Below are 18,740 nucleotides of genomic sequence, written 5' to 3' on the forward strand. Positions count from 1 at the left end.
GGGACGCTCCCTTTCATGCTCGTACGTTCGTGCGCGCGGGAACCTGAATTGATCAGAGGCAGGTGAACTAGACGCTCCGCAAGGCCCGTTCGAGGATCGATGCGCCCTCTTCCGCCTCCGCGACGGTCAGCGAGAGCGGGGGCGCGATGCGCAGGACACTCGTGTCGTGGCCGCCGCCCTTGCCGATGAGGAGGCCACCTTCGCGGGCCGCTTCGAGCACGGCACCGGCCGCCCGCGGATTGGCCTCGCCCGTCTCGGGGTCGACGAGCTCGACGCCGATCATCAGGCCCCTGCCGCGCACTTCGCGTACGACGGGCAGTTGGGCGCAGATGGCGCGCACCCGCTCGATGAGCAGACCGCCGACGCGCCGCGCGTTGCCCTGGAGGTCGTGTTCCAGGAGATACGTGAGGTTGGCGAGGCCTGCCGCCATGGTGACCGGTGAGCCGCCGAACGTCGAAATGGAGTTGGAGTCGAGGGAGTTCATGACCTCGGCGCTCGCGACGACACCGCCGATGGACATGCCGTTGCCGATGCCCTTGGCGAAGGTGAGGATGTCCGGCGGGCCGCTCGCGGCATGTGCCTGCCAGCCCCAGAAATTGTCGCCGGTGCGCCCCCAGCCGGTCTGCACCTCGTCCGAGATCCACAGGACGCCGTGCTCCGCAAGGACCTCGCGGAAGGCCGCGTACAGGCCGTCGGGCGGCGAAGTGAAGCCGCCGACCCCCTGGACGGGCTCGGCGATCAGCGCTGCCACTCCCCCGCGCGTCTGCCCGAGCATGTCCTTGAGGTCGGCGACGCAGGCCGCGATGAACTCGGCGTCGCTCAACTCGGCGTACGGCCCTCGGCTGCGCACGCCGCCATGGACGTACAGCGTCTGGAGCGGTGAGAGGCTGGTGGGCGACCAGGCGTTGTTGCCGGTGATGCCGACGGCTGTGAAGGAGCGGCCGTGGTAGCTGTTGCGCATCGCCAGGATCTGGTTCGAGCGGCGGTGCGCGGTGGCCAGGAGCAGGGCCGTGTCGTTGGCCTCGGTCCCCGACGTGGTGAAGAAGACGCGGGCGTCGGGGATGCCGGAGAGGCCCGCGATCCGCTCGGCGAGGTCGATCATCGGCCGGTTGAGGTAGAGCGTGGACGAGTGGATGATCCGCCCGGCCTGTTCACTGACCGCCTTGGTGACCTCGGGCAGTGCGTGGGCGGTCATGGTGGTGAGGATGCCGCCGAAGAAGTCGAGGTACTGCTTGCCGTCCGCGTCCCAGACGTGGCGGCCATCCCCGTGGGTGATCTCCAGCGGGTCGGCGTAGTAGAGCGCGAGCCACTCGGGCAGGACGGCCTTGTGGCGGGTGTGGAGGTCCTTCACGGCTGTACCAGTCCTTCGTACGCGTCGGGGCGGCGGTCCCGGTAGAACGCCCACTGCTGGCGTACTTCCTCGATGAGCCCCAAGTCCAGGTCCCTGACGACGAGTTCCTCGGCCTTGTCGCTCGCCGTCTCGCCGACGAACTGCCCGCGCGGGTCGACGAAGTACGACGTTCCGTAGAAGTCGTTGTCGCCGTACTCCTCGACGCCGACGCGGTTGATCGCGGCGATGAAGTATTCGTTGGCGACGGCCGCCGCGGGCTGTTCCAGCTGCCAGAGGTAGGCGGAGAGGCCGCGGGACGTGGCGGAGGGGTTGTAGACGATCTGGGCGCCGTTCAGGCCCAACTGCCGCCAGCCCTCGGGGAAGTGGCGGTCGTAGCAGATGTAGACGCCGACCTTGCCGACCGCCGTGTCGAAGACGGGCCAGCCCGCGTTCCCCGGCTTGAAGTAATACTTCTCCCAGAAGCCCTTGACCTGGGGGATGTGGTGCTTGCGGTACTTACCGAGATACGAGCCGTCGGCGTCGATCACGGCCGCGGTGTTGTAGTAGAACCCGGACTGCTCGACCTCGAAGACCGGGACGACGATGACCATGCCGGTCTCGCGGGCGAGCTCCCGCATCCGCGTGACGGTGGGTCCTTCGGGTACGGATTCGGCCCACCGGTAGTGCTCGGCCTCCTGCACCTGGCAGAAATAGGGGGCGTTGAACACCTCCTGGAAACCGATGATCTTCGCACCCTGGCGGGCCGCCTCGCGGGCGTGCTCCTCGTGCTTGGCGATCATGGATTCGGTGTCGCCTGTCCAGGTCGCCTGGACCAGTGCGGCGCGTACGACGTTGGCCATGAACTGCTCCTTCGACGGGACGTCAGAGAGCTTCTACGCCCGTAGACTTGATGCGTAGAGGGGAAAACGTAAGCCTCCCCGACGGGCTGAGCAAGACCATCGTCGTTAACCGGCGGAGTCGATCATGTTTCGCACCCAAGCGGGCGAGAAGCGGACGAGGGGCGATCGAGAAAGCGCACACGAAACGAGCGCGTCAGGCTCTGGATCACGCACTGAATCCGGCGACGCGCAGGGCGTGCACGAGATCCCAGTGGCACTCGTCCGACACCCCCTGGGCCGCCCGGAGAAGCAGCGGGATGAGGCGGTACGGATCGGTGTGTGCGCAGCCTGCCGCGTCCTCGGGGGTACGGACACGGAGATAGGCGTCGAGCAGCGCACGGGCCTCGCGCTCGCGGCCCGCGTCGATCAGCGCGAGGACCGCCTCGGCGATCTCCGGGGCGGGCCGTACGACGCCCTGCCGCAGCAGCTTCCGGCAGTCGTCGGCGCGGCCCGCGCCCGCGAGTGCGTCGGCAAGGGCGACAAGGCGGTCGGGCGGCAGCGAAGCGGCCTCCCAGAGCAGCGTCGACCAGTCGGCACCGAGCCCCGCACGGTGCAGCTCACCGCCGAACACCGGGAGGCGCGCCGCCGGCCAGCCCGCCGCCTCGACGAGCACTCCGTGGGCCTCGCCGCTACGGCCCTGGGCGCGGAGCCGTACGAGGGCGGCGACGGCCTCGGCGGTCACCTGCTCGGCGTCACGGTCCGGCCCTACGGCGTCAGGGCCACCGTCATGGCCCGCCGCTTCGTCCGCGCCGCCCGTCTCGTCGGCGGCGTGCGCGAACCGCGCGCCGCGTGGCGCCTTCGCGGCGGGCGACTGCGCGGCCGTCTCGGGCATGGCGACAGCGGCGGCGTCGGCGTCGGCCTCCTCATCGCCGGACCCGCCCGACCCCCCGAACCCAGCGAACCGGGCGCCTCGGGGGCGGCCCTTGCGGCGTGGGGTGTCGCGCGGCTTGCGGCCTTGTTCGGGGACTCGGGGCCGGTCATCGGTCGGGGCGGCTTCGTCGACGGGCCGGGCGTCGTGCTCCGGGGGCGCGCTTTCGGGGGATGAGGGCTCGGCACCGAAGTCACCCCCGCTGCCATCCCGCCAGGGAGAGCCGGAGCCGGATTCATCCCCCCAAGGAGAGCCGAAGTCGACGTCCTCCTCGACCACCCCCTCGAAGTCGTCCGACACGGGCCCCCCGAAGTCGACCCACTGCGGGCGCGCCGCCCTGTCCAGTTGGTCGATGCGTTCCCGGAGCTCCGCGCACCGGGCGGTCGCCCGCTCATGGTCGTCCCGCACCCAGGCCAGGTCCCGGTTGAGCCGCTCCACCTCGTCCTGCGTGACCGCCTCCGCGAGCGAACGCCCCAGTTCCGCCTGCCGTTCCACGGCGAACCGCTGCTCGGTGAGCATCATGTCGAGGCGCTCGCCGAGCAGCCCGCGGCCACCGGGCCGTGCGTCGTACGCGGCGAGCGAGGCACCGTGCAGCCTCCGCGCCCGCTCCGTCTCCTCCTCGGCGGCCCGCACCCCGTACCCCGCCGCCAGATCGTGCAGGACCGCCTCCACCACGTCCCACGGGGGCACTTCCACGCCGTCCAGGCAGGCCTGCATCCCCTCGGGGTCACGGGACCAGAACACACCGCACCACCCGGCGCCCGGATCGAGCCGCGCCAGCAGGTCTCTCAGGTACCTCGCGAACTCCCGTACCTGATCAGGGAGTTGTCCTACTGCCATCCGAGCCAGCACCGCCCCATGGAGCCGGGAGTGTTCCGGTCCGGAAGATAACACCAGTCGTGTTACGGGACGACTACACGCAGTTTTCCGGCCGCCCCGCGGCGCCTCACACCCGGCCGTCGGCACCGTGAGCGAGCACGGAGGAGCACAGCCGCCGCAGCCCCGCGTGCAGCTGCGCGGGAGTCGCGCCCTGGCTGGTCAGATGCTCGACCAGGTCGCTGCGGACGGCGGCGAGGAGGGCATGCGCGAGGTAGTCGGCACCCTCGCACCCGTGTACTCCGGACAGCATCCCGGCGACTTCGGAGTGCCACAGGTCGTAGGTGGGGTTGGAGTAGGGACTCCCGGCCCCCGCACGCTCCAGGGCGAGCATCAGGGCGCGCTGGTTCAGCTTGAGGTCGAGGAGCGCGGCCATGAGCACGGGCAGCCGCTCGGCAGCGGGAGCTCCGGGGCCCAACGGCGCCGGCCCGTCGATGACTTGCTCGCAGAGCTGCCGCGTCTCCTCGACGACCAACGCCCTGATCAGGCCGATGCGGTCGGAGAAGTGCCGGAAGACCGTGCCCTTTCCGGCCCCGGCCGCCTGGGCGATGTCGGCCATCTTGACGCTCTCGGGGTCGTCGGCGTCCTTGAACAGACGGGCGGCGGCGGCAAGCAGTGCGGCCCTGTTACGGACGGAGTCGGCTCGTTCCTTGCGGGCGGCGATGATTCCTCCTCGAGTGAGGGTGCGGGTGCGGGTGCGGGTGGGGCGAGCGGGACGGCGCGTGGACCGACCCCAGCATAAGTCGACCCCGAGTCCGGTACTTGTAAACGGACCCGGGGTCAGGTTAACGTCGCCACCATGACGCCGCACCCCACGGAACCTCCCGTGCCGCACGCCTCACCCGCCGAAGTCTTCACCCGCTCCCTCGACCTCCTCCTCGCCAAGGACATCGACGGCTGGGTCGCCCTCTGGGCGCCGGACGGAGTCTTCGAATTCCCCTTCGCGCTCCCCGGAGCCCCGCATCGACTCGAAGGCCGCGACGCCATCAGCGGCTACATGTCCGACTACCCCGACCACATCGACCTGCGGAGCTTCGAGGACCTGACCGTCCACCGCACCGAGGACCCCGCGACCATCGTCGTGGAGCTGCGCGGCACCGGCCGGGCGGTCGCCACGGGACGCGCCTTCGACATGCCGTACATCCAGGTCGTCACCGTCCACGACGGACAGTTCACCCGCTTCCGCGACTACTGGAACGGCGCATTGGTGGCCGACGCCTTCGACGGCGAGATCCCCGTCGGCGCCGCCCGCTCCGGAGAGGCCCGATGACCATGCGATTCCTGATCACCGGCGGCACCGGCACCACCGGCCGCCGCACAGCGACCGCACTGGCCGACCAGGGCCTGTCCGTACGCGTCGCAAGCCGCGACCCCAGGCCCGGCACCCACCAGATCCGCTTCGACTGGGCCGACCCGGCTACCCACGGCCCCGCCCTCACCGGCGTCGGCGCCGTCTACCTGGTGCCGCCCGTCGGAGACTCCGACCCCGGCCGGCTGATGGTGCCGTTCCTGGAGCGCGCCCTGGAGGCGGGTGTGCGCCGCTTCGTGCTGCTGAGCTCGTCCGCCATTACCGAGGGCGACCTCGGCGTCGGGGAAGTCCACCGGGCGCTGCGCCGACTGGCCCCGGAATGGGCGGTGTTGCGCCCCTCCTGGTTCATGCAGAACTTCGTCACGCCGGGGCATCTCCACGTCGAGAGCATCCGCGCCACGGACGAGATCGTGACGGCCACCGGGCAGGGACGAGTGGCGTTCGTCGACGCGGCCGACATCGCGGCCGTCGCCGTACACGCGCTGACGGACGAACAACCGCACAACACGGCACACGTGATCACAGGACCGGAAGCGCTCGGCTACGCCGACATCGCGGAGGCGGTCTCCAAGGTCACGGGGCGCGAGATCCGCCATCACTCCATCCCGGTGGAGCGCTTCAGCGAGCGGCTCGCCGCCACGGGGATACCCGAGGAATTCGCCCACATGCTCGCGGGCATGGACGACGCGATCGCCCACGGGTCCGAGGACCGCGTGGACCCCGCCGTCGAGCGGATCACCGGCCGAGCGGCCCGCCGCTTCGCGGACTTCGCCGCCGAGAACGCGGCCGAGTGGACTCAGGCCCAGTGACGGTGACAGCCACCGGGACAGCGACAGCGACGGCCGCTCACACCGGCGCGAGCGGCGCCAACGGCACGAGCGCGCACGCCTGAGCCACCTCGTCCAGCGAGAGGTCGAGCGTCACCGCAAGCGCCGACACAGTGAAGAACGCGGGCGTCGGAGCCCGCCCCGTCTCGATCTTGCGGAGCGTCTCGGCGGAGAGCCCGGCATTCGCGGCCACCTCCACCATGCTCCGCTCGCCACGCGCCGTACGCAGCAGTCGGCCGAGCCGCTCGCCGCGTTCGCGCTCTTCGGGGGTCAGTGGAGTTCGTACCATGCACCCCATCCTAGTGCCGGATCCCATTCTCATACCGGTATAGTAATTGGCATGGTGGAAATCAAGACGGACAAATCTATCGATGCGATGCGTGAGGCGGGCCGGATCGTCGCCCAGGCCCTCACTGCGGTGCGGGACGCGGCGGGCGTGGGTGTCTCGCTGCTCGAGCTCGACGAGGTGGCGCACGCCGTGCTGCGGGACGCGGGCGCCACATCGCCCTTCCTCGGCTACCGCCCCTCCTTCGCCCCCACGCCGTTCCCCGCCGTTCTCTGCGCGTCCGTGAACGACGCGATCGTGCACGGCGTCCCGAACAGCTATCGCCTACAGGACGGCGATCTGCTGTCCGCGGACTTCGGCGCCGAACTGAACGGCTGGGTGGGCGACTCGGCGATCAGCTTCACCGTCGGGACCGCCCGCCCCGACGACGTACGCCTCATCGAGACCGCCGAGCGCGCCCTGGCGGCGGGCATCGCCGCGGCCGTCGTGGGGAACCGCATCGGCGACATCGCGCACGCGATCGGCGTGGTGTGCAGGGACGCGGGTTACGGCATTCCGGAAGACTTCGGCGGCCACGGCATCGGCCGCCGTATGCACGAGGACCCGGGCGTCCCGAACGAAGGCCGCGCGGGCCGCGGTATGCCCCTGAAGCACGGCATGGCCCTGGCCATCGAGCCCATGGTGATCGCCGGCGGAATCGACCACTACCACCCGGCCCCTGACGGCTGGACGCTGCGCACGAACGACGGCAGCCGCGCGGCTCACGCGGAGCACACAGTGGCGATCACGGACGAGGGGCCTCGCATCCTCACGACCCTGTGATCATCCGTACGATGCATCGGTGACGGTGACACACGAGATAATCGATTACGGACAGTTCGCGGACCGGCTTGAGCGTCAACAGGGGCGCTCCCGCTGGTCGTTGCTCGACGAGGTACAGCGGGAGTGGGGGTACGTGGACCCGGGCGGCGAGCCCGGCCACTCCCGCTGGGGCGGCGAGAACGGGGAGCACGGCGTCGACTGGGACCTGCCGGTCCCCCAGGCGCTCAACGAGTGGTGGGACTCGCCGCTCAACTCCTTCGCCTTCAACCCGCGCCTGTACTGGGTCCATACGCAGTGGCCGCCGGCCATCTCCGAGCTCGACGTGGACGCGGACAGCGTTCTCACCGAGCCCGGCGGCGACCACCGCGTGTGCGTGTTCATGTCCGAGTACCACTACGCCCACGAGTGGGGCTATCTCGCCGCCGAGGCCGAACTCCCCGACCCCAGGGTCGTGGTGAGCGTCGACGGCCGCTGGGTGGTGCAGAGCCGCTCGCTCTCCGAGTTCCTGATGCAGCTGGCCTTCGAGCGAATGCCCGCGCACTACGGCTGGACCCTGCGGTTCGGCCGCGACACCGTCGACGCCGACCCCGGGATCGTGCGGCGCCTGGAGGCTTCGTACCCCGAACTGGGCCTGCTGCCCTGGCAGGAGGACGGCACCGACGCGCTCTCGTACGGCGCTCCGGACGCCGTCGTACGCCACGGTCGCGGGCCGGGAGCCGACTTCAAGATCGTCATCAACGCGCGCACCCGCGCTGCGCTGCTCGACGTCGCCAGGACGCTCGGCCTCGAGTGGACGGACAAGGACATCCGGCCGCCGTCCGAAGTCCCCGTACCGCTCCTGGAGTTGGGACCGGCCTCGCTCTCCGCCGGAGAAGCCGACCCGCGCGGCCGGTGGACGGTCCTGACCCGCGAGTTCCCGCAGCCGCCCGTCGTCGCCGGAGCGGCGGCCGCGCTCGTCGAAACCCCGGGCACACTCCGGGCGGTGGCCTCGCTCCATGGCCCGACGCTGCTCGTCGCGGGTGACACGGAAGGGTGCGTGCACGTCCGCGAGACGGACGACGAGGACCCGGAGACCATCACGCTCACCCTGCACCGTGCCCCGGTCACCTCGGTGGCCTGCCTGGAGTTCGGGACCGGCACGCGCGTGGTCCTCAGCGGCGACGCCCACGGCGTGATCCGCTACTGGTCGACCCGCCGCAAGCCGCTGCGCTCCCCCCTCGACCGCAGGAGCACCCCGGTCAGCTCGCTCGCCGCCGCGGTCCTGCCGACCGGGCCCGCCCTCGCGGTGGCCTGGGCGGACGGCCTGGTCCGCGTCCGGGACCTGGCGACGGACGCGGTGGCCAACCTCCACCTCGGCACCGGCATCAAGTTCCTCGGCCTCGACACCGACGGCACCTTGTCCGTCACCGACGCCGAATCCACGGCAGCCCTCCGCCTCGACCTGGCCAGGCTGTGGCCGCACCGCGACCTCCAACTGCGTCTGGAGGACGTCGACTGGGGCTCGCTCTGGACCGCGCGCGGCCCCGGGCACGCAGTCCCCGAGCTGATCGGCAAAGTGGCGTCGGACGACAAGAAGACGGCCATGGACGCGGTCCACGACCTCTACCGTCTCCTCGTCTCCAAGGAGGCGGCGTCGACCGCCGCGGTCCCGGCCGTCCCGTTCCTGGCCGACCTCATGACGGACCCGGACAACCGGGCCCGCAGCACACTGCTCCTCCTCATCGCGGACCTGGCGGACGTCCGCGAGGCCCGCGGCGGCAGGGGCGACGCGCAACTCGCGGCGGTTCGGGAGACGTTGCCCAAGCTGCGCCACCTGCACAACGACCCCGAAGGCGCGATCCGCTGGGCAGCGAACGAGTTGGAGCAGAACTGCGCGGCCGGCTGAGTCCACCGGGCGGGCCGTGCGGCCCGCCCGGCGCACCCTCTACTCGGGCCGCACCACCATCGCGGACCCGCCGCCCCTGCGCACCTTCTCCGCCGCGGCCAGCCACTTCCCGTTCGGGAGCCGCTGCACGCCTGTCGCCGCCCCGATCTCCGGGTTCTGCTTGAAGGAGTGCCCGATCGCCTCCAGGTCGGCCCGCACCGGACTCCCCCACAGCTCCGGCTCCAACTCGGTCTGCGCGGCGTTCCGCTGACTCGCACGCGGCGCGGCGATCGCGTCGACGAGCGGCAGCCCCCGGTCGACGAACCCGGTGAGGGTCTGGAGCACGGTCGTAATGATCGTCGCCCCGCCCGGCGACCCGAGCGCGACCACCGGCTTCCCCTTCTCGAGGACGATCGTCGGCGCGATCGAGGACCGGGGCCGCTTGCCGGGACCCGGCAGGTTCGGGTCGTGCACGGCCGGGTCGGCCGGGGCGAAGGAGAAGTCGGTCAGTTCGTTGTTGAGCAGGAATCCACGCCCGGGGACGGTGATCCCGCTGCCGCCCGTCGACTCGATGGTCAGGGTGTAGGAGACGACGTCGCCCCACTTGTCGGCGGCCGTGAGGTGCGTCGTGTTCTCCCCTTCGTACGTGGTCGGGGCGGCCTTGTCACCGGACTCGCAGGACGCCGGGTCCCGCGGGTTCCCCGGTGCGAGCGGGCTCTTGAGGACCGCGTCGTCGCGGATCAGGCACTCCCGCGAGTCGGCGAACCGCTGCGAGAGCAGTTCCTTCGCCGGTACGTCCTCGAAGGCGGGGTCCCCCACCCACCGCCCGCGGTCGGCGAACGCGACGCGGCTCGCCTCGATGAACCGGTGCAGGTACTTCGTCTTCGACGCCTTCGAGAGATCGGTCCGCTCAAGGATGTTGAGCGCCTCACCGACGGTCGTGCCGCCGGAGGACGAGGGCGCCATGGAGTAGACATCGAGACCGCGGTACGAGGTGCGGGTCGGCGCCTGGTGCTTCGCCTCGTAGGCCTTCAGGTCCTTCGCGGACAGGTCTCCGCGCCGGGCCACTCGACCTGACGCCGGGTCCACGGGCGGCTTGTTCACGGTCCGTACGACGTCCTCGCCGATGCCGCCCCGGTACATCGCTCCGACGCCCTCGCTCCCCAGCTCCTCGTACGTGCGCGCGAGATCGGGGTTCTTGAACGTCGAGCCGACCACGGGCAGCGCGCCACCGGGCAGGAACAGCTTCGCCGTGTCCGGGAAGTCGGCGAACCGCTTCTGGTTCGCCTCGGTCTGCGAGCGGAAGGTCCCGTCCACCGTGAACCCGTCGCGCGCGAGCCGCTCGGCGGGCTTCAGGAGCGGGCCGAGCCGCTTGCTGCCCCACCGGTCGAGCGCGGACTGCCAGGTCGCGGGAGTGCCCGGCGTGCCCACGCCGAGGCCGCTGGTGACGGCGTCCTCGAAGGGGAGTGGTTTGCCGTTCTCCAGGAAGAGCCCGGAGTCGGCGGTGCGCGGGGCGGTCTCGCGGCCGTCGATCGTGCTCACCTTGTGGGTCTTCGCGTCGTAGTGGACGAAGTACCCGCCGCCCCCGACACCCGCCGAATAGGGCTCGGTGACGCCGAGCGCCGCCGCCGTGGCGACCGCCGCGTCCACCGCGTTGCCGCCCTTCTTCAGGACCTCGATCCCGGCGGCGGACGCATCCGCGTCGACGCTGGCCACAGCACCGCCGTAGCCGACGGCCACCGGCTGCTTCCCCGTGGCTCCGGCGGCCGGTTCAGCTGAGCGCGGAGACGAAGGGGGCACGGCGGCACCGACCGACACCAACACCCCTCCGACCGCCAATAGCGTCAGATTCCGTACGACAGCACGACGCATTCGTACCTCCAGTCAACAACCGTCTGCGCAGCGTAACTTCGGCGCCTCCGTCGCGATAGGACCGCCTCGAACACGGGTCCTAGAGCCAGCTAACATGCGCCCCCATGACTGAAGACGTGCGCTATATCGTCCTCGGCCTGATCGCGGCCGGCCTCGGGGCCGTGCTGGGCTGGCTCACCCGTACCCACCTCTGGCGGCGCAAGCTCCGCCGCAAGCAAGCCTTCTTCGGGCTGCCGGACAACTCCGAGTCGCTGCTCGTGGTGAACCGCGAGGCGGGCAGCCCCGAGCTCACCGTCGTACGGCACGACGTGTTCGCCCTGCTCGAAATCGCCGCGCTGATCAAGGACTGCGGGGCACACGCCCAGCTCGTCCCGCACGACGCCGCTCAGCAGAGCTTCGGCGAACGCACCGAGTTCTGCGTGGGCTCCCCCACGGTCAACCGCCGCATGGCCGCCCACATGCACTCCCTGCTGCCCGGCATCCGCGTCAACACCGATCCGGAGCCGGGCCCGGACCGCGGCGCCTTCCAGATCGGCAGCGAGCGGTACCGCTTGGAGGGCGGGGTCACGGAGTACGTGATCCTGGCGCGGCTCACCGCGGGGCAGGGCCAGGAGGCGAGACCCGTCTTCCTCTTCTGCGGCCAGCGCGCGATCACCAACCAGGCGGCGACCCGCTATCTCGCCCGGCACCACGAGCGCCTCGCCCGCAAGCACGGCGCCAACACGTTCGTCCTGCTCCTGAAGATCGTCAACTCCCAGGCGTACGGTCCCGACGTCGTCGAGCTCGTCGGGGACGTCACACGCGCCGCCCAGGCCCCGGCCCCCGCGGTCACGCCACCGCGCTCATCCCATCGCGCCAAGTAGCCAGGCGATCACCAGGCGTCGACGTCCGCACACGGCCCATATCGCGCCTCTGTGACCTATTCGGCAATTCGGGGCAACAGGCAACCCATCGGGACCTTTGACCCTCTCCCCGTGCAGTTCCACATTCGCACGGAGGTACGTTCCCTTGAGGCTCCTGAGCTCGTCGAGTCGCCGACGCCCCACACGCTCCCGCCACACCGGGGCCGCGGTCACGACCGCCGGTCTCGCGGCACTGGCCGCCGCGCTGACCGCCTGTTCGGGCAGTACGCCCGCGTCCGCCGACACGGCTGCCGACAAGCCGGAGATATCCGTCAACCTGCAAGGCAAGCAGGCCAAGGCGGGCTCCCCGGTCAAGGTGACACTCGCCGAAGGCAAGCTGAAGCGGGTCACGGTCGCCGACGCGAAGGGCGCGAAGCTCACCGGCAAGGTCGCCGCGAACGGCACCACCTGGACCTCCGACCGCAAGGCCGCGCCCGGCACCTCGTACAAGGTCGAGGCGACCACGGACGGCGGCGGCAGCGCGCGGAAGTCCTTCAGGACGGCCGCCCCCGAGCAGGTGAACAAGCTCAGCCTGACGCCCGGCAAGGACACCACGGTCGGCGTCGCGCAGCCCCTGTCGGTCGTCTTCGACCACCCGGTGCAGAACAAGGCCGAGGTCGAGAAGCACCTGAAGGTGACGACGTCGAACGACACCCCCGGATCCTGGGGCTGGATCGAGAACTACGACGGCAAGGACCGCGTCGACTGGCGCCCCAAGGAGTACTGGAAGTCCGGCACGAAGGTGAAGCTCGACGCCCAGCTCAACGGCATCGACTCGGGCACGGACGGCGGCTGGTTCACGCGCGACTACTCGACCGGCTTCGAGGTCGGCAAGAGCCAGAAGGTCAAGGTCGACCTGGACAGCAAGCAGGCGACGCTCGTACGCGACGGGAGGAGCGTCAAGACCGTCCCGATGTCGGCGGGCACCCCCGGCGGCGACAAGGCGTCCTGGGGCGGCACGTCCGTTCTGATGGCCAAGGAGGGCACGATCAACATGCGCTCCGAGACGGTCGGCCTGGGTGACGCCTACGACAAGATGGTCGACAACTCGATGCGCCTGACCTGGTCGGGCATGTACGCCCACGCGGCCCCCTGGAACGCCTCGTACTTCGGCAACACCAACCACAGCTCGGGCTGCATCGGCATGAGCGACGGCGACGCCTCCTGGCTGTACGGCCAGGCCCAGATCGGCGACCCCTTCGAGGTCTCCGGCAGCGGCTCGAAGGGCGTCCCGGCTCCGGGCAACGGATACGGCGAGTGGAACATCTCCTGGGCCGACTGGCAGACGAAGAGCGCGCTGAACTGAGGGTGTGCCGAGCTGCGGCCGCACTGAAAGTAGATAACTGAACAATCGTTACCGGTGCGTAACTTACCGACGGGTTACCCTCGGTAAAGCCCCGAGGTTACCGTCGGGTCACTTTGCTTGCACGAGTAAGGAGTGACCCGTGGGACAACCGCGCAAGGCTCTGCGTACGACCACCGTGGGCGCCGTGTCGGCGACTCTCGTCGCCGGCGCCGCCTTCGGCCTCGCCCCGGCCGCCCAAGCGGCTCCGGCGGCCGCACCACAGGCGGCGGGCTCCACGGACGTACGCTTCGTCGACATCCCCGGCGACGGCGGCACGATCCTCAAGGCCAACGTCTTCACCCCGAAGGGCGCGAAGGCGGGCGCCAAGTACCCCACGATCGTGCTGCCCACCAGCTGGGCCATGCCGCAGATCGAGTACGTGGCGCAGGCCCAGAAGCTCGCCAACTCCGGCTATGTCGTGGTCAGTTACAACTCGCGCGGCTTCTGGCAGTCCGGCGGCGAGATCGAGACCGGCGGCCCCGAGGACATCGCGGACGCCTCCAAGGTCATCGACTGGACCCTGGAGAACACCCCGGCCGACCCCGCGAAGATCGGCATGGGCGGCGTCTCGTACGGCGCGGGCATCAGCCTGCTCGCCGCCGGGCACGACAAGCGGATCAAGGCCGTGGCCGCGCTGAGCGGCTGGGGCGACCTCATCGACTCGATCTACAGCGGCCGCACCCAGCACCTCCAGGCCGCCGGACTCCTCGGCGGCGCCGGTGCCCTCACCGGGCGGCCGAGCCCCGAACTCCAGCAGACCCTGAAGGACTTCATCGGGTCCAACCTGGACAAGGAGGACGAGATGATCGCGTGGGGCAAGAAGCGCTCCCCCGCGACCTACATCGACCAGATCAACAAGAACGGCGCGGCCGTCATGATGGGCAACGCCTGGGGCGACACCATCTTCCCGCCCAACCAATACGCCAAGTTCTACGAGCAGTTGACGGGCCCGAAGCGTCTCGAGTTCCGCCCCGGTGACCACGCCACGGCCGAGGCGACAGGACTGCTCGGCCTGCCCAACGACACCTGGACCTCGACCCAGCGCTGGTTCGACCGCTACCTCAAGGGCGAGAAGAACGGCGTCGACACCGAGCAGCCCGTCCAGCTCAAGTCACGCTCCACAGGCGGCTACGAGGGCTACCCCGACTGGAAGTCGGTCGGCGCCACGAAGAAGAAGATCGACCTGGCGGGCTCCACCACGATCCGTACGAACGTCGACTCGGGCGCCAACGGCGGCATCGTGATGCTCTCCAACGCTCTGGACCAGTTCCTCAAGATCCCGCCGATGGCCTCGATGCCGCTGCTTCCACGGCGTTACGCGGGCGTCTGGCAGTCCGAGAAGTACGAGAGCCCCCAGCGGGTGCGCGGGACGGCGAAGCTGCACACCACGCTCACCAGCACCAAGGAGAGCGGCACCCTCGTCGCGTACCTCTACGACGTGGGCCCGCTCGGCCTCGGCAAGCTGGTCAGTAACGCGCCGTACACCTTCCACGGCAAGACTCCCGGCCAACCGTTCGGCGTGGACCTGGAGTTGTTCTCCACGGCCTACGACGTACCGGCAGGACACAAGCTCGCCCTGGTGGTCGACACGGTCGACCCGCTCTACATCGAGCACAACCCGTCCGGCGCACAGCTGACCTTCTCCTCGCCCGCGTCCGACCCGTCGTACGTGTCGGTCCCGCTGCGCGAGAAGTGATCACCGGCTGCTGCCGGGTCGGGCTCTGGCCCCTTTAGCTACTGCGGACCCGGCAGCAGCGTCCCTGGTTCGGCCGGTGCCACTTCCGCGGCCTCGGTCTTGGGATTGCGCCGCTGTCGTCTGGACACCCATTGGGCGAACCACGAGAGCAGCATGCACATCCCGATGTAGATCGGCGAGATCACCAGAACCACGGGGATGAAAGGTAGATCGTAGTCGAGGTTCGACGCGATCAGCTTTCCGGCGTGGAGGAACTCCTCATAGGTGATCAGATAGCCGAGCGAGGTGTCCTTGAGTGCCACCACCAACTGGCTGATGATGGCGGGCAACATGGCGCGCACGGCCTGTGGAACGAGGACGTGGCCCATGACCTGTGTCTTGCGCATCCCGAGCGCGTACGCCGCCTCCCGCTGTCCGCGTTCCACTGAGTTGACTCCCGAACGGAAGACCTCGGCGAGCACCGAGCCGTTGTAGAGCGTGAGTCCGGTCACCAGGGCGGGCAGCGGCTGGACCTTCAGCGCCACGAAGACGAAGAAGATCATCACCAGGACCGGCATCGCGCGGAAGAACTCCACGAGAAGCGTGGCCACCCAGCGCACCGGACGGTGATCGGAGAGCCGCCCCACAGCGAGCAGACCACCGAGCGCGAGCGCGAGCACGGCGGAGATCGCGAAGGCCTTGAGGGTGTTACCGAGGCCCTTCAGTAGAAGTTCCTGGATGCCCGTGTACTCGAAGGGCATCCACTTCGTCTCCGTGAACTGGTCGGTGTCGAAGAGCAGATAGAGCAGCCACCCGACCAGGGCGAGGAGGACCAGCGTGGAGAGCAGCCCGTAGAACTTGTGTCTGCGCTCGGTCTTCGGGCCCGGTACGTCGTAGAGGGCGGTGGATTCGTGGGAGAGGGCTTTCATCGGGCGACTCCCCAGCGCTTCTCGAGGACATTGAAGACGGCGCTGATGGCGAGGGTGATGATCAGGTAGCCGACGGCGATCCAGACGAACGTCCAGATGATGTTGTAGCCGAGCTCGCTGAGCGTCTTGTACGTGCCGAGGAGTTCGGTGACGCTGAACGCGCCCGCGATCGCCGAGTTCTTGGCGAGTGCGATGAGGGTGGAGCCGACCGGCGGGATGACGGACCGGAAGGCCTGCGGGAGCACGACCATGGACAGGGTCTGCCCGAAGGTCATCCCCAGGCTGCGGGCCGCCTCGCCCTGGCCCTTGGGGACGGTGTTGATGCCCGAACGCAGTGCCTCACAGATGAACGCGGAGGTGTAGCAGCCCAGCGCGAGGACGGCGAACACCTTGAAGGGCAGGACGAGTCCGAAGCGCGGCAGGCCGAGCAGCACCGCGAAGAAGAGCAGCGTGAGCGGGGTGTTGCGCAGGACCGTCACCCAGGCGGTGCCGAACGCCCGGAAGGAACCGACCGGCGCCACCCTGAACGACGCCATCAGGAAGCCGAGCACGAGGGCCAGGATCGAGGCGTACACGGTGAGTTCGACGGTGCCGACGAAGCCCTTGCCGAAGGTGGAGAAGTTCTCTGTCAGTACGTCCACGACGCCTCCTCAGCTCGCCGGATAGCGGTCGATGGCGGGCGGCTTCGGCGCCGGGACTCCGGAGAGGCCGAGCGTGGCGTCGTAGGCCTTCTTCCAGTCGCCGTTCTTCTCCCGCGCGGCGAGCGCGTCGTCGACGGCGAAGCGCAGGGTGGTGTCGCCCTTGGGGACGCCGATGCCGTAGGGCTCCTCGGAGAAGGGCTTGCCGACCACCTTGAGTTCGTCGGGCACCTTGGCCGCGTACCCGATGAGGATCGCGTCGTCGGTGGTGACGGCGTCGACCTGATAGGTCAGCAGGTTGTCGACGCAGACCGAGTACGTGTCGTACGCGATGAGCGTCGCCTTCGGGTAGTCCTTCTGGATGCGCTGGTACGGGGTCGAGCCAGCCGCCGAGCAGACGCGCTTGCCGTCCAGGTCCTGCGGGCCTTTGATGTCGTCCTCGTCGGAGCGCACGAGCAGGCCCTGACCCGCCATGTAGTAGGGCCCGGCGAAGCCGACGAGCTTCTTACGGAGGTCGTTGATGGTATAGGTGCCTACGTAGTAGTCGATCTGCCCGTTCTGCAAGGCGGTCTCGCGGTTCGCCGACGCGATCGTCTTGAAGGTGACGCTCTTCGGGTCGAAGCCCAGCGAGGCCGAGACCATCTTGGCGATCTCGATGTCGAATCCCGAGTACGTCCCGGTCGCGGGGTTCTTCTCGCCGAGGAACGGCTGGTCCTCCTTGGCCCCGACGACGAGATGACCGCGCCTCTTGGCCTTCTTCCAGGTGCCCGAGCCCGGTAGCGCGAAGCCCTTCGCCACCTGGTACTTGGGCAGTTCGTCGGGCTGCGGCCCCTTCACCGGGGGGCTGCCCTCCTTGCCGCACGCGGTGGCGGCGCAGGCGGCGATGACGAGCGCCGCGAGCAGACGTGTCGTACGCATCATGACTGTCCCCCCGTTCGTCAGTGCTTGAGGATCTTGGAGAGGAAGTCCTTGGCGCGGTCGCTCTCCGGATTGTTGAAGAAGTCCTCGGGGGCCCGGTCCTCGACGATGCGGCCGTCGGACATGAAGACGACGCGGTTGGCGGCCGAACGGGCGAAGCCCATCTCATGAGTGACGACGACCATGGTCATGCCGTCACGGGCCAGCTGCTGCATGACCTCGAGCACTTCGTTGATCATCTCGGGGTCGAGTGCCGAAGTGGGCTCGTCGAAGAGCATCACCTTGGGGTCCATGGCAAGGGCCCGTGCGATGGCCACGCGCTGCTGCTGACCGCCCGAGAGTTGTGCCGGGTACTTCGCGGCCTGCGTCGAGAGGCCTACCCGCTCCAGGAGTTCGCGGGCGCGCCGCGCGGCCTCGTCCTTCTTGCGGCCCCGTACCTTGACCGGCGCGAGCGCGACGTTCTGCAGCACTGTCTTGTGCGCGAAGAGGTTGAAGGACTGGAACACCATGCCGACGTCGGCGCGGAGCGTGGCGAGTGCCTTGCCCTCTGCCGGCAGCGGCTGCCCGTCCAGTGCGATGGCTCCCGACTGGATGGTCTCCAGCCGGTTGATCGTCCTGCAGAGCGTTGATTTCCCCGACCCTGACGGGCCGATGACCACGACCACCTCCCCCTTGCCGACGGTGAGGTTGATGTCCTGGAGGACATGCAGCTCCCCGTAGTACTTGTTCACATCTCGCAGCTCGATCAGCGGATCGACGGCCATCCCTGCCCTGCCCACTCTTGGCGGTGTCGGTCCGCGCAAACTATCCACGCGAAAACGGGACTTACTGGACGACACGCACTTATGGGCATTAACCGTATTTGCAGTTACGTCATCCCGCGCCTACGTCTCCGACGCCTCCGCGTAGACCTGGGACAGCTCGGGGGCGCCCTGCACGGCCCAGTCGAGCCCCGCCTCCACCACCTGGATCTCACGCCCCGACGCGAGCTGCACGACGGGGCTGCCGCCGGGCCAGACATGCCAGGTGGTGCCCGGCACCGTACGGACGATGACCGAACCGAGGTACAGGCCCGCGTCGTTGCCGAGCCACGGAAGCAGCTCCGGATCGTCGCGCCAGCGGGGCAGGAGCTGGTCGAGCGCGGTCAACGAGGCCGGGGAGTCGTCGAGTTCGAGCCCGGCGGAGGCCGCCTGAGAGCGCAGGAGTTCACATTCGGAGAGGAGTTCGGCCACACCCTGGGGGTCGTTCTCGAACGCTGCCGCGAGACCCGGTCCCGGATCAGCGGCATGGCGCCTGCGCCACTTGTCCAAGAATGGGATGTTCATGAGGGGCCTCTCCGTGGGGGATCCTGTGCATTTCCTGTCGCGTCAGTTCATCACG

At 69.4% G+C, this 18,740-nt stretch carries 18 protein-coding genes; 7 read left to right on the forward strand and 11 right to left on the reverse strand.

Going from position 1 to position 18,740, the window contains the following annotated elements; genetic code table 11:
* Positions 1 to 67: 67 nt before the first annotated feature.
* From ACGFSB_RS06170 to ACGFSB_RS06185, 4 genes are all read right to left on the reverse strand, one after another.
* Positions 68 to 1,351 (reverse strand): aspartate aminotransferase family protein, encoded by a 1,284-nt coding sequence (locus ACGFSB_RS06170; RefSeq protein WP_393394801.1) that lies wholly within the window; start codon positions 1,349 to 1,351, stop codon positions 68 to 70.
* On the reverse strand, positions 1,348 to 2,190 hold the full coding sequence (locus tag ACGFSB_RS06175) for a nitrilase-related carbon-nitrogen hydrolase (RefSeq protein ID WP_393394803.1): 843 nt from the start codon (positions 2,188 to 2,190) through the stop codon (positions 1,348 to 1,350). Before ACGFSB_RS06175 ends, ACGFSB_RS06170 begins: the two co-directional genes overlap by 4 nt.
* 205 nt (positions 2,191 to 2,395) lie before the next feature.
* Complete coding sequence (locus ACGFSB_RS06180) at positions 2,396 to 3,937, reverse strand: hypothetical protein (RefSeq protein WP_393394805.1); 1,542 nt, start codon at positions 3,935 to 3,937, stop codon at positions 2,396 to 2,398.
* A 106-nt stretch (positions 3,938 to 4,043) separates the two neighbouring features.
* Positions 4,044 to 4,640: a TetR/AcrR family transcriptional regulator gene (locus ACGFSB_RS06185; RefSeq protein ID WP_393395786.1), complete on the reverse strand. Its 597-nt coding sequence runs from the start codon at positions 4,638 to 4,640 to the stop codon at positions 4,044 to 4,046.
* Between the two features lie 132 nt (positions 4,641 to 4,772).
* Between ACGFSB_RS06185 and ACGFSB_RS06190 the strand changes: the two genes are divergently transcribed.
* Together ACGFSB_RS06190 and ACGFSB_RS06195 are read left to right on the forward strand one after the other, a co-directional pair.
* Entirely contained in the window at positions 4,773 to 5,243 is a 471-nt protein-coding gene (locus ACGFSB_RS06190; protein ID WP_393394808.1) for a nuclear transport factor 2 family protein, read from the forward strand.
* Entirely contained in the window at positions 5,240 to 6,091 is an 852-nt protein-coding gene (locus ACGFSB_RS06195; protein ID WP_393394810.1) for an NmrA family NAD(P)-binding protein, read from the forward strand. The genes ACGFSB_RS06190 and ACGFSB_RS06195 overlap by 4 nt, the downstream gene beginning before the upstream one ends.
* Positions 6,092 to 6,128: 37 nt before the next feature.
* Here ACGFSB_RS06195 and ACGFSB_RS06200 read toward each other — a convergent pair whose 3' ends face one another.
* Entirely contained in the window at positions 6,129 to 6,398 is a 270-nt protein-coding gene (locus ACGFSB_RS06200) for a helix-turn-helix domain-containing protein (protein WP_393394813.1), read from the reverse strand.
* A gap of 51 nt (positions 6,399 to 6,449) precedes the next feature.
* Between ACGFSB_RS06200 and map the strand changes: the two genes are divergently transcribed.
* Together map and ACGFSB_RS06210 are read left to right on the forward strand one after the other, a co-directional pair.
* Positions 6,450 to 7,217: a type I methionyl aminopeptidase gene (gene map, locus ACGFSB_RS06205; protein ID WP_393394816.1), complete on the forward strand. Its 768-nt coding sequence runs from the start codon at positions 6,450 to 6,452 to the stop codon at positions 7,215 to 7,217.
* A 19-nt stretch (positions 7,218 to 7,236) separates the two neighbouring features.
* Positions 7,237 to 9,102: a hypothetical protein gene (locus tag ACGFSB_RS06210; protein WP_393394819.1), complete on the forward strand. Its 1,866-nt coding sequence runs from the start codon at positions 7,237 to 7,239 to the stop codon at positions 9,100 to 9,102.
* Positions 9,103 to 9,141: 39 nt separating this feature from the next.
* On the opposite strand, the gene ggt is transcribed toward ACGFSB_RS06210, so the two are convergent.
* The gene (ggt, locus tag ACGFSB_RS06215) at positions 9,142 to 10,953 is read right to left on the reverse strand and encodes a gamma-glutamyltransferase (protein ID WP_393394822.1); all 1,812 of its coding nucleotides are present in this window, start codon (positions 10,951 to 10,953) and stop codon (positions 9,142 to 9,144) included.
* Positions 10,954 to 11,057: 104 nt separating this feature from the next.
* Between ggt and ACGFSB_RS06220 the strand changes: the two genes are divergently transcribed.
* The 3 genes from ACGFSB_RS06220 (at position 11,058) to ACGFSB_RS06230 (ending at position 14,896) form a co-directional block, all read left to right on the forward strand.
* Complete coding sequence (locus ACGFSB_RS06220) at positions 11,058 to 11,816, forward strand: hypothetical protein (RefSeq protein WP_393394824.1); 759 nt, start codon at positions 11,058 to 11,060, stop codon at positions 11,814 to 11,816.
* A 145-nt stretch (positions 11,817 to 11,961) separates the two neighbouring features.
* Positions 11,962 to 13,161, forward strand: a complete 1,200-nt coding sequence (locus ACGFSB_RS06225; protein WP_393394827.1) for an Ig-like domain-containing protein — start codon at positions 11,962 to 11,964, stop codon at positions 13,159 to 13,161.
* Between the two features lie 139 nt (positions 13,162 to 13,300).
* Positions 13,301 to 14,896: an alpha/beta fold hydrolase gene (locus ACGFSB_RS06230; RefSeq protein WP_393394830.1), complete on the forward strand. Its 1,596-nt coding sequence runs from the start codon at positions 13,301 to 13,303 to the stop codon at positions 14,894 to 14,896.
* A 38-nt stretch (positions 14,897 to 14,934) separates the two neighbouring features.
* Here ACGFSB_RS06230 and ACGFSB_RS06235 read toward each other — a convergent pair whose 3' ends face one another.
* The 5 genes from ACGFSB_RS06235 to ACGFSB_RS06255 form a co-directional block, all read right to left on the reverse strand.
* Complete coding sequence (locus ACGFSB_RS06235; protein ID WP_393394833.1) at positions 14,935 to 15,804, reverse strand: amino acid ABC transporter permease; 870 nt, start codon at positions 15,802 to 15,804, stop codon at positions 14,935 to 14,937.
* Positions 15,801 to 16,445 (reverse strand): amino acid ABC transporter permease, encoded by a 645-nt coding sequence (locus ACGFSB_RS06240; RefSeq protein WP_393394836.1) that lies wholly within the window; start codon positions 16,443 to 16,445, stop codon positions 15,801 to 15,803. Before ACGFSB_RS06240 ends, ACGFSB_RS06235 begins: the two co-directional genes overlap by 4 nt.
* 9 nt (positions 16,446 to 16,454) lie before the next feature.
* Entirely contained in the window at positions 16,455 to 17,360 is a 906-nt protein-coding gene (locus tag ACGFSB_RS06245) for a glutamate ABC transporter substrate-binding protein (RefSeq protein WP_393395788.1), read from the reverse strand.
* Between the two features lie 20 nt (positions 17,361 to 17,380).
* On the reverse strand, positions 17,381 to 18,124 hold the full coding sequence (locus tag ACGFSB_RS06250; RefSeq protein WP_393394839.1) for an amino acid ABC transporter ATP-binding protein: 744 nt from the start codon (positions 18,122 to 18,124) through the stop codon (positions 17,381 to 17,383).
* Between the two features lie 120 nt (positions 18,125 to 18,244).
* Positions 18,245 to 18,685 carry a DUF6278 family protein gene (locus tag ACGFSB_RS06255; protein WP_393394842.1) on the reverse strand — a complete coding sequence of 147 codons (441 nt, stop codon included), beginning with the start codon at positions 18,683 to 18,685 and terminating at the stop codon, positions 18,245 to 18,247.
* Between the last annotated feature and the right edge of the window lie 55 nt (positions 18,686 to 18,740).

Origin of the sequence: Streptomyces sp. NPDC048441 (assembly GCF_043200235.1) — a bacterium.
In the GTDB taxonomy this organism is placed as follows: domain Bacteria; phylum Actinomycetota; class Actinomycetes; order Streptomycetales; family Streptomycetaceae; genus Streptomyces.

Bases quoted from the DNA above. Each gene is read 5' to 3' on its own strand.
- ACGFSB_RS06175 (WP_393394803.1), bottom strand. From the start codon at position 2,190: ATGGCCAACGTCGTACGCGCCGCACTGGTCCAGGCGACCTGGACAGGC.
- ACGFSB_RS06180 (WP_393394805.1), bottom strand. From the start codon at position 3,937: ATGGCAGTAGGACAACTCCCTGATCAGGTACGGGAGTTCGCGAGGTAC.
- ACGFSB_RS06190 (WP_393394808.1), top strand. From the start codon at position 4,773: ATGACGCCGCACCCCACGGAACCTCCCGTGCCGCACGCCTCACCCGCC.
- ACGFSB_RS06195 (WP_393394810.1), top strand. From the start codon at position 5,240: ATGACCATGCGATTCCTGATCACCGGCGGCACCGGCACCACCGGCCGC.
- ACGFSB_RS06200 (WP_393394813.1), bottom strand. From the start codon at position 6,398: ATGGTACGAACTCCACTGACCCCCGAAGAGCGCGAACGCGGCGAGCGG.
- map (WP_393394816.1), top strand. From the start codon at position 6,450: ATGGTGGAAATCAAGACGGACAAATCTATCGATGCGATGCGTGAGGCG.
- ggt (WP_393394822.1), bottom strand. From the start codon at position 10,953: ATGCGTCGTGCTGTCGTACGGAATCTGACGCTATTGGCGGTCGGAGGG.
- ACGFSB_RS06220 (WP_393394824.1), top strand. From the start codon at position 11,058: ATGACTGAAGACGTGCGCTATATCGTCCTCGGCCTGATCGCGGCCGGC.
- ACGFSB_RS06235 (WP_393394833.1), bottom strand. From the start codon at position 15,804: ATGAAAGCCCTCTCCCACGAATCCACCGCCCTCTACGACGTACCGGGC.
- ACGFSB_RS06245 (WP_393395788.1), bottom strand. From the start codon at position 17,360: ATGCGTACGACACGTCTGCTCGCGGCGCTCGTCATCGCCGCCTGCGCC.
- ACGFSB_RS06250 (WP_393394839.1), bottom strand. From the start codon at position 18,124: ATGGCCGTCGATCCGCTGATCGAGCTGCGAGATGTGAACAAGTACTAC.
- ACGFSB_RS06255 (WP_393394842.1), bottom strand. From the start codon at position 18,685: ATGAACATCCCATTCTTGGACAAGTGGCGCAGGCGCCATGCCGCTGAT.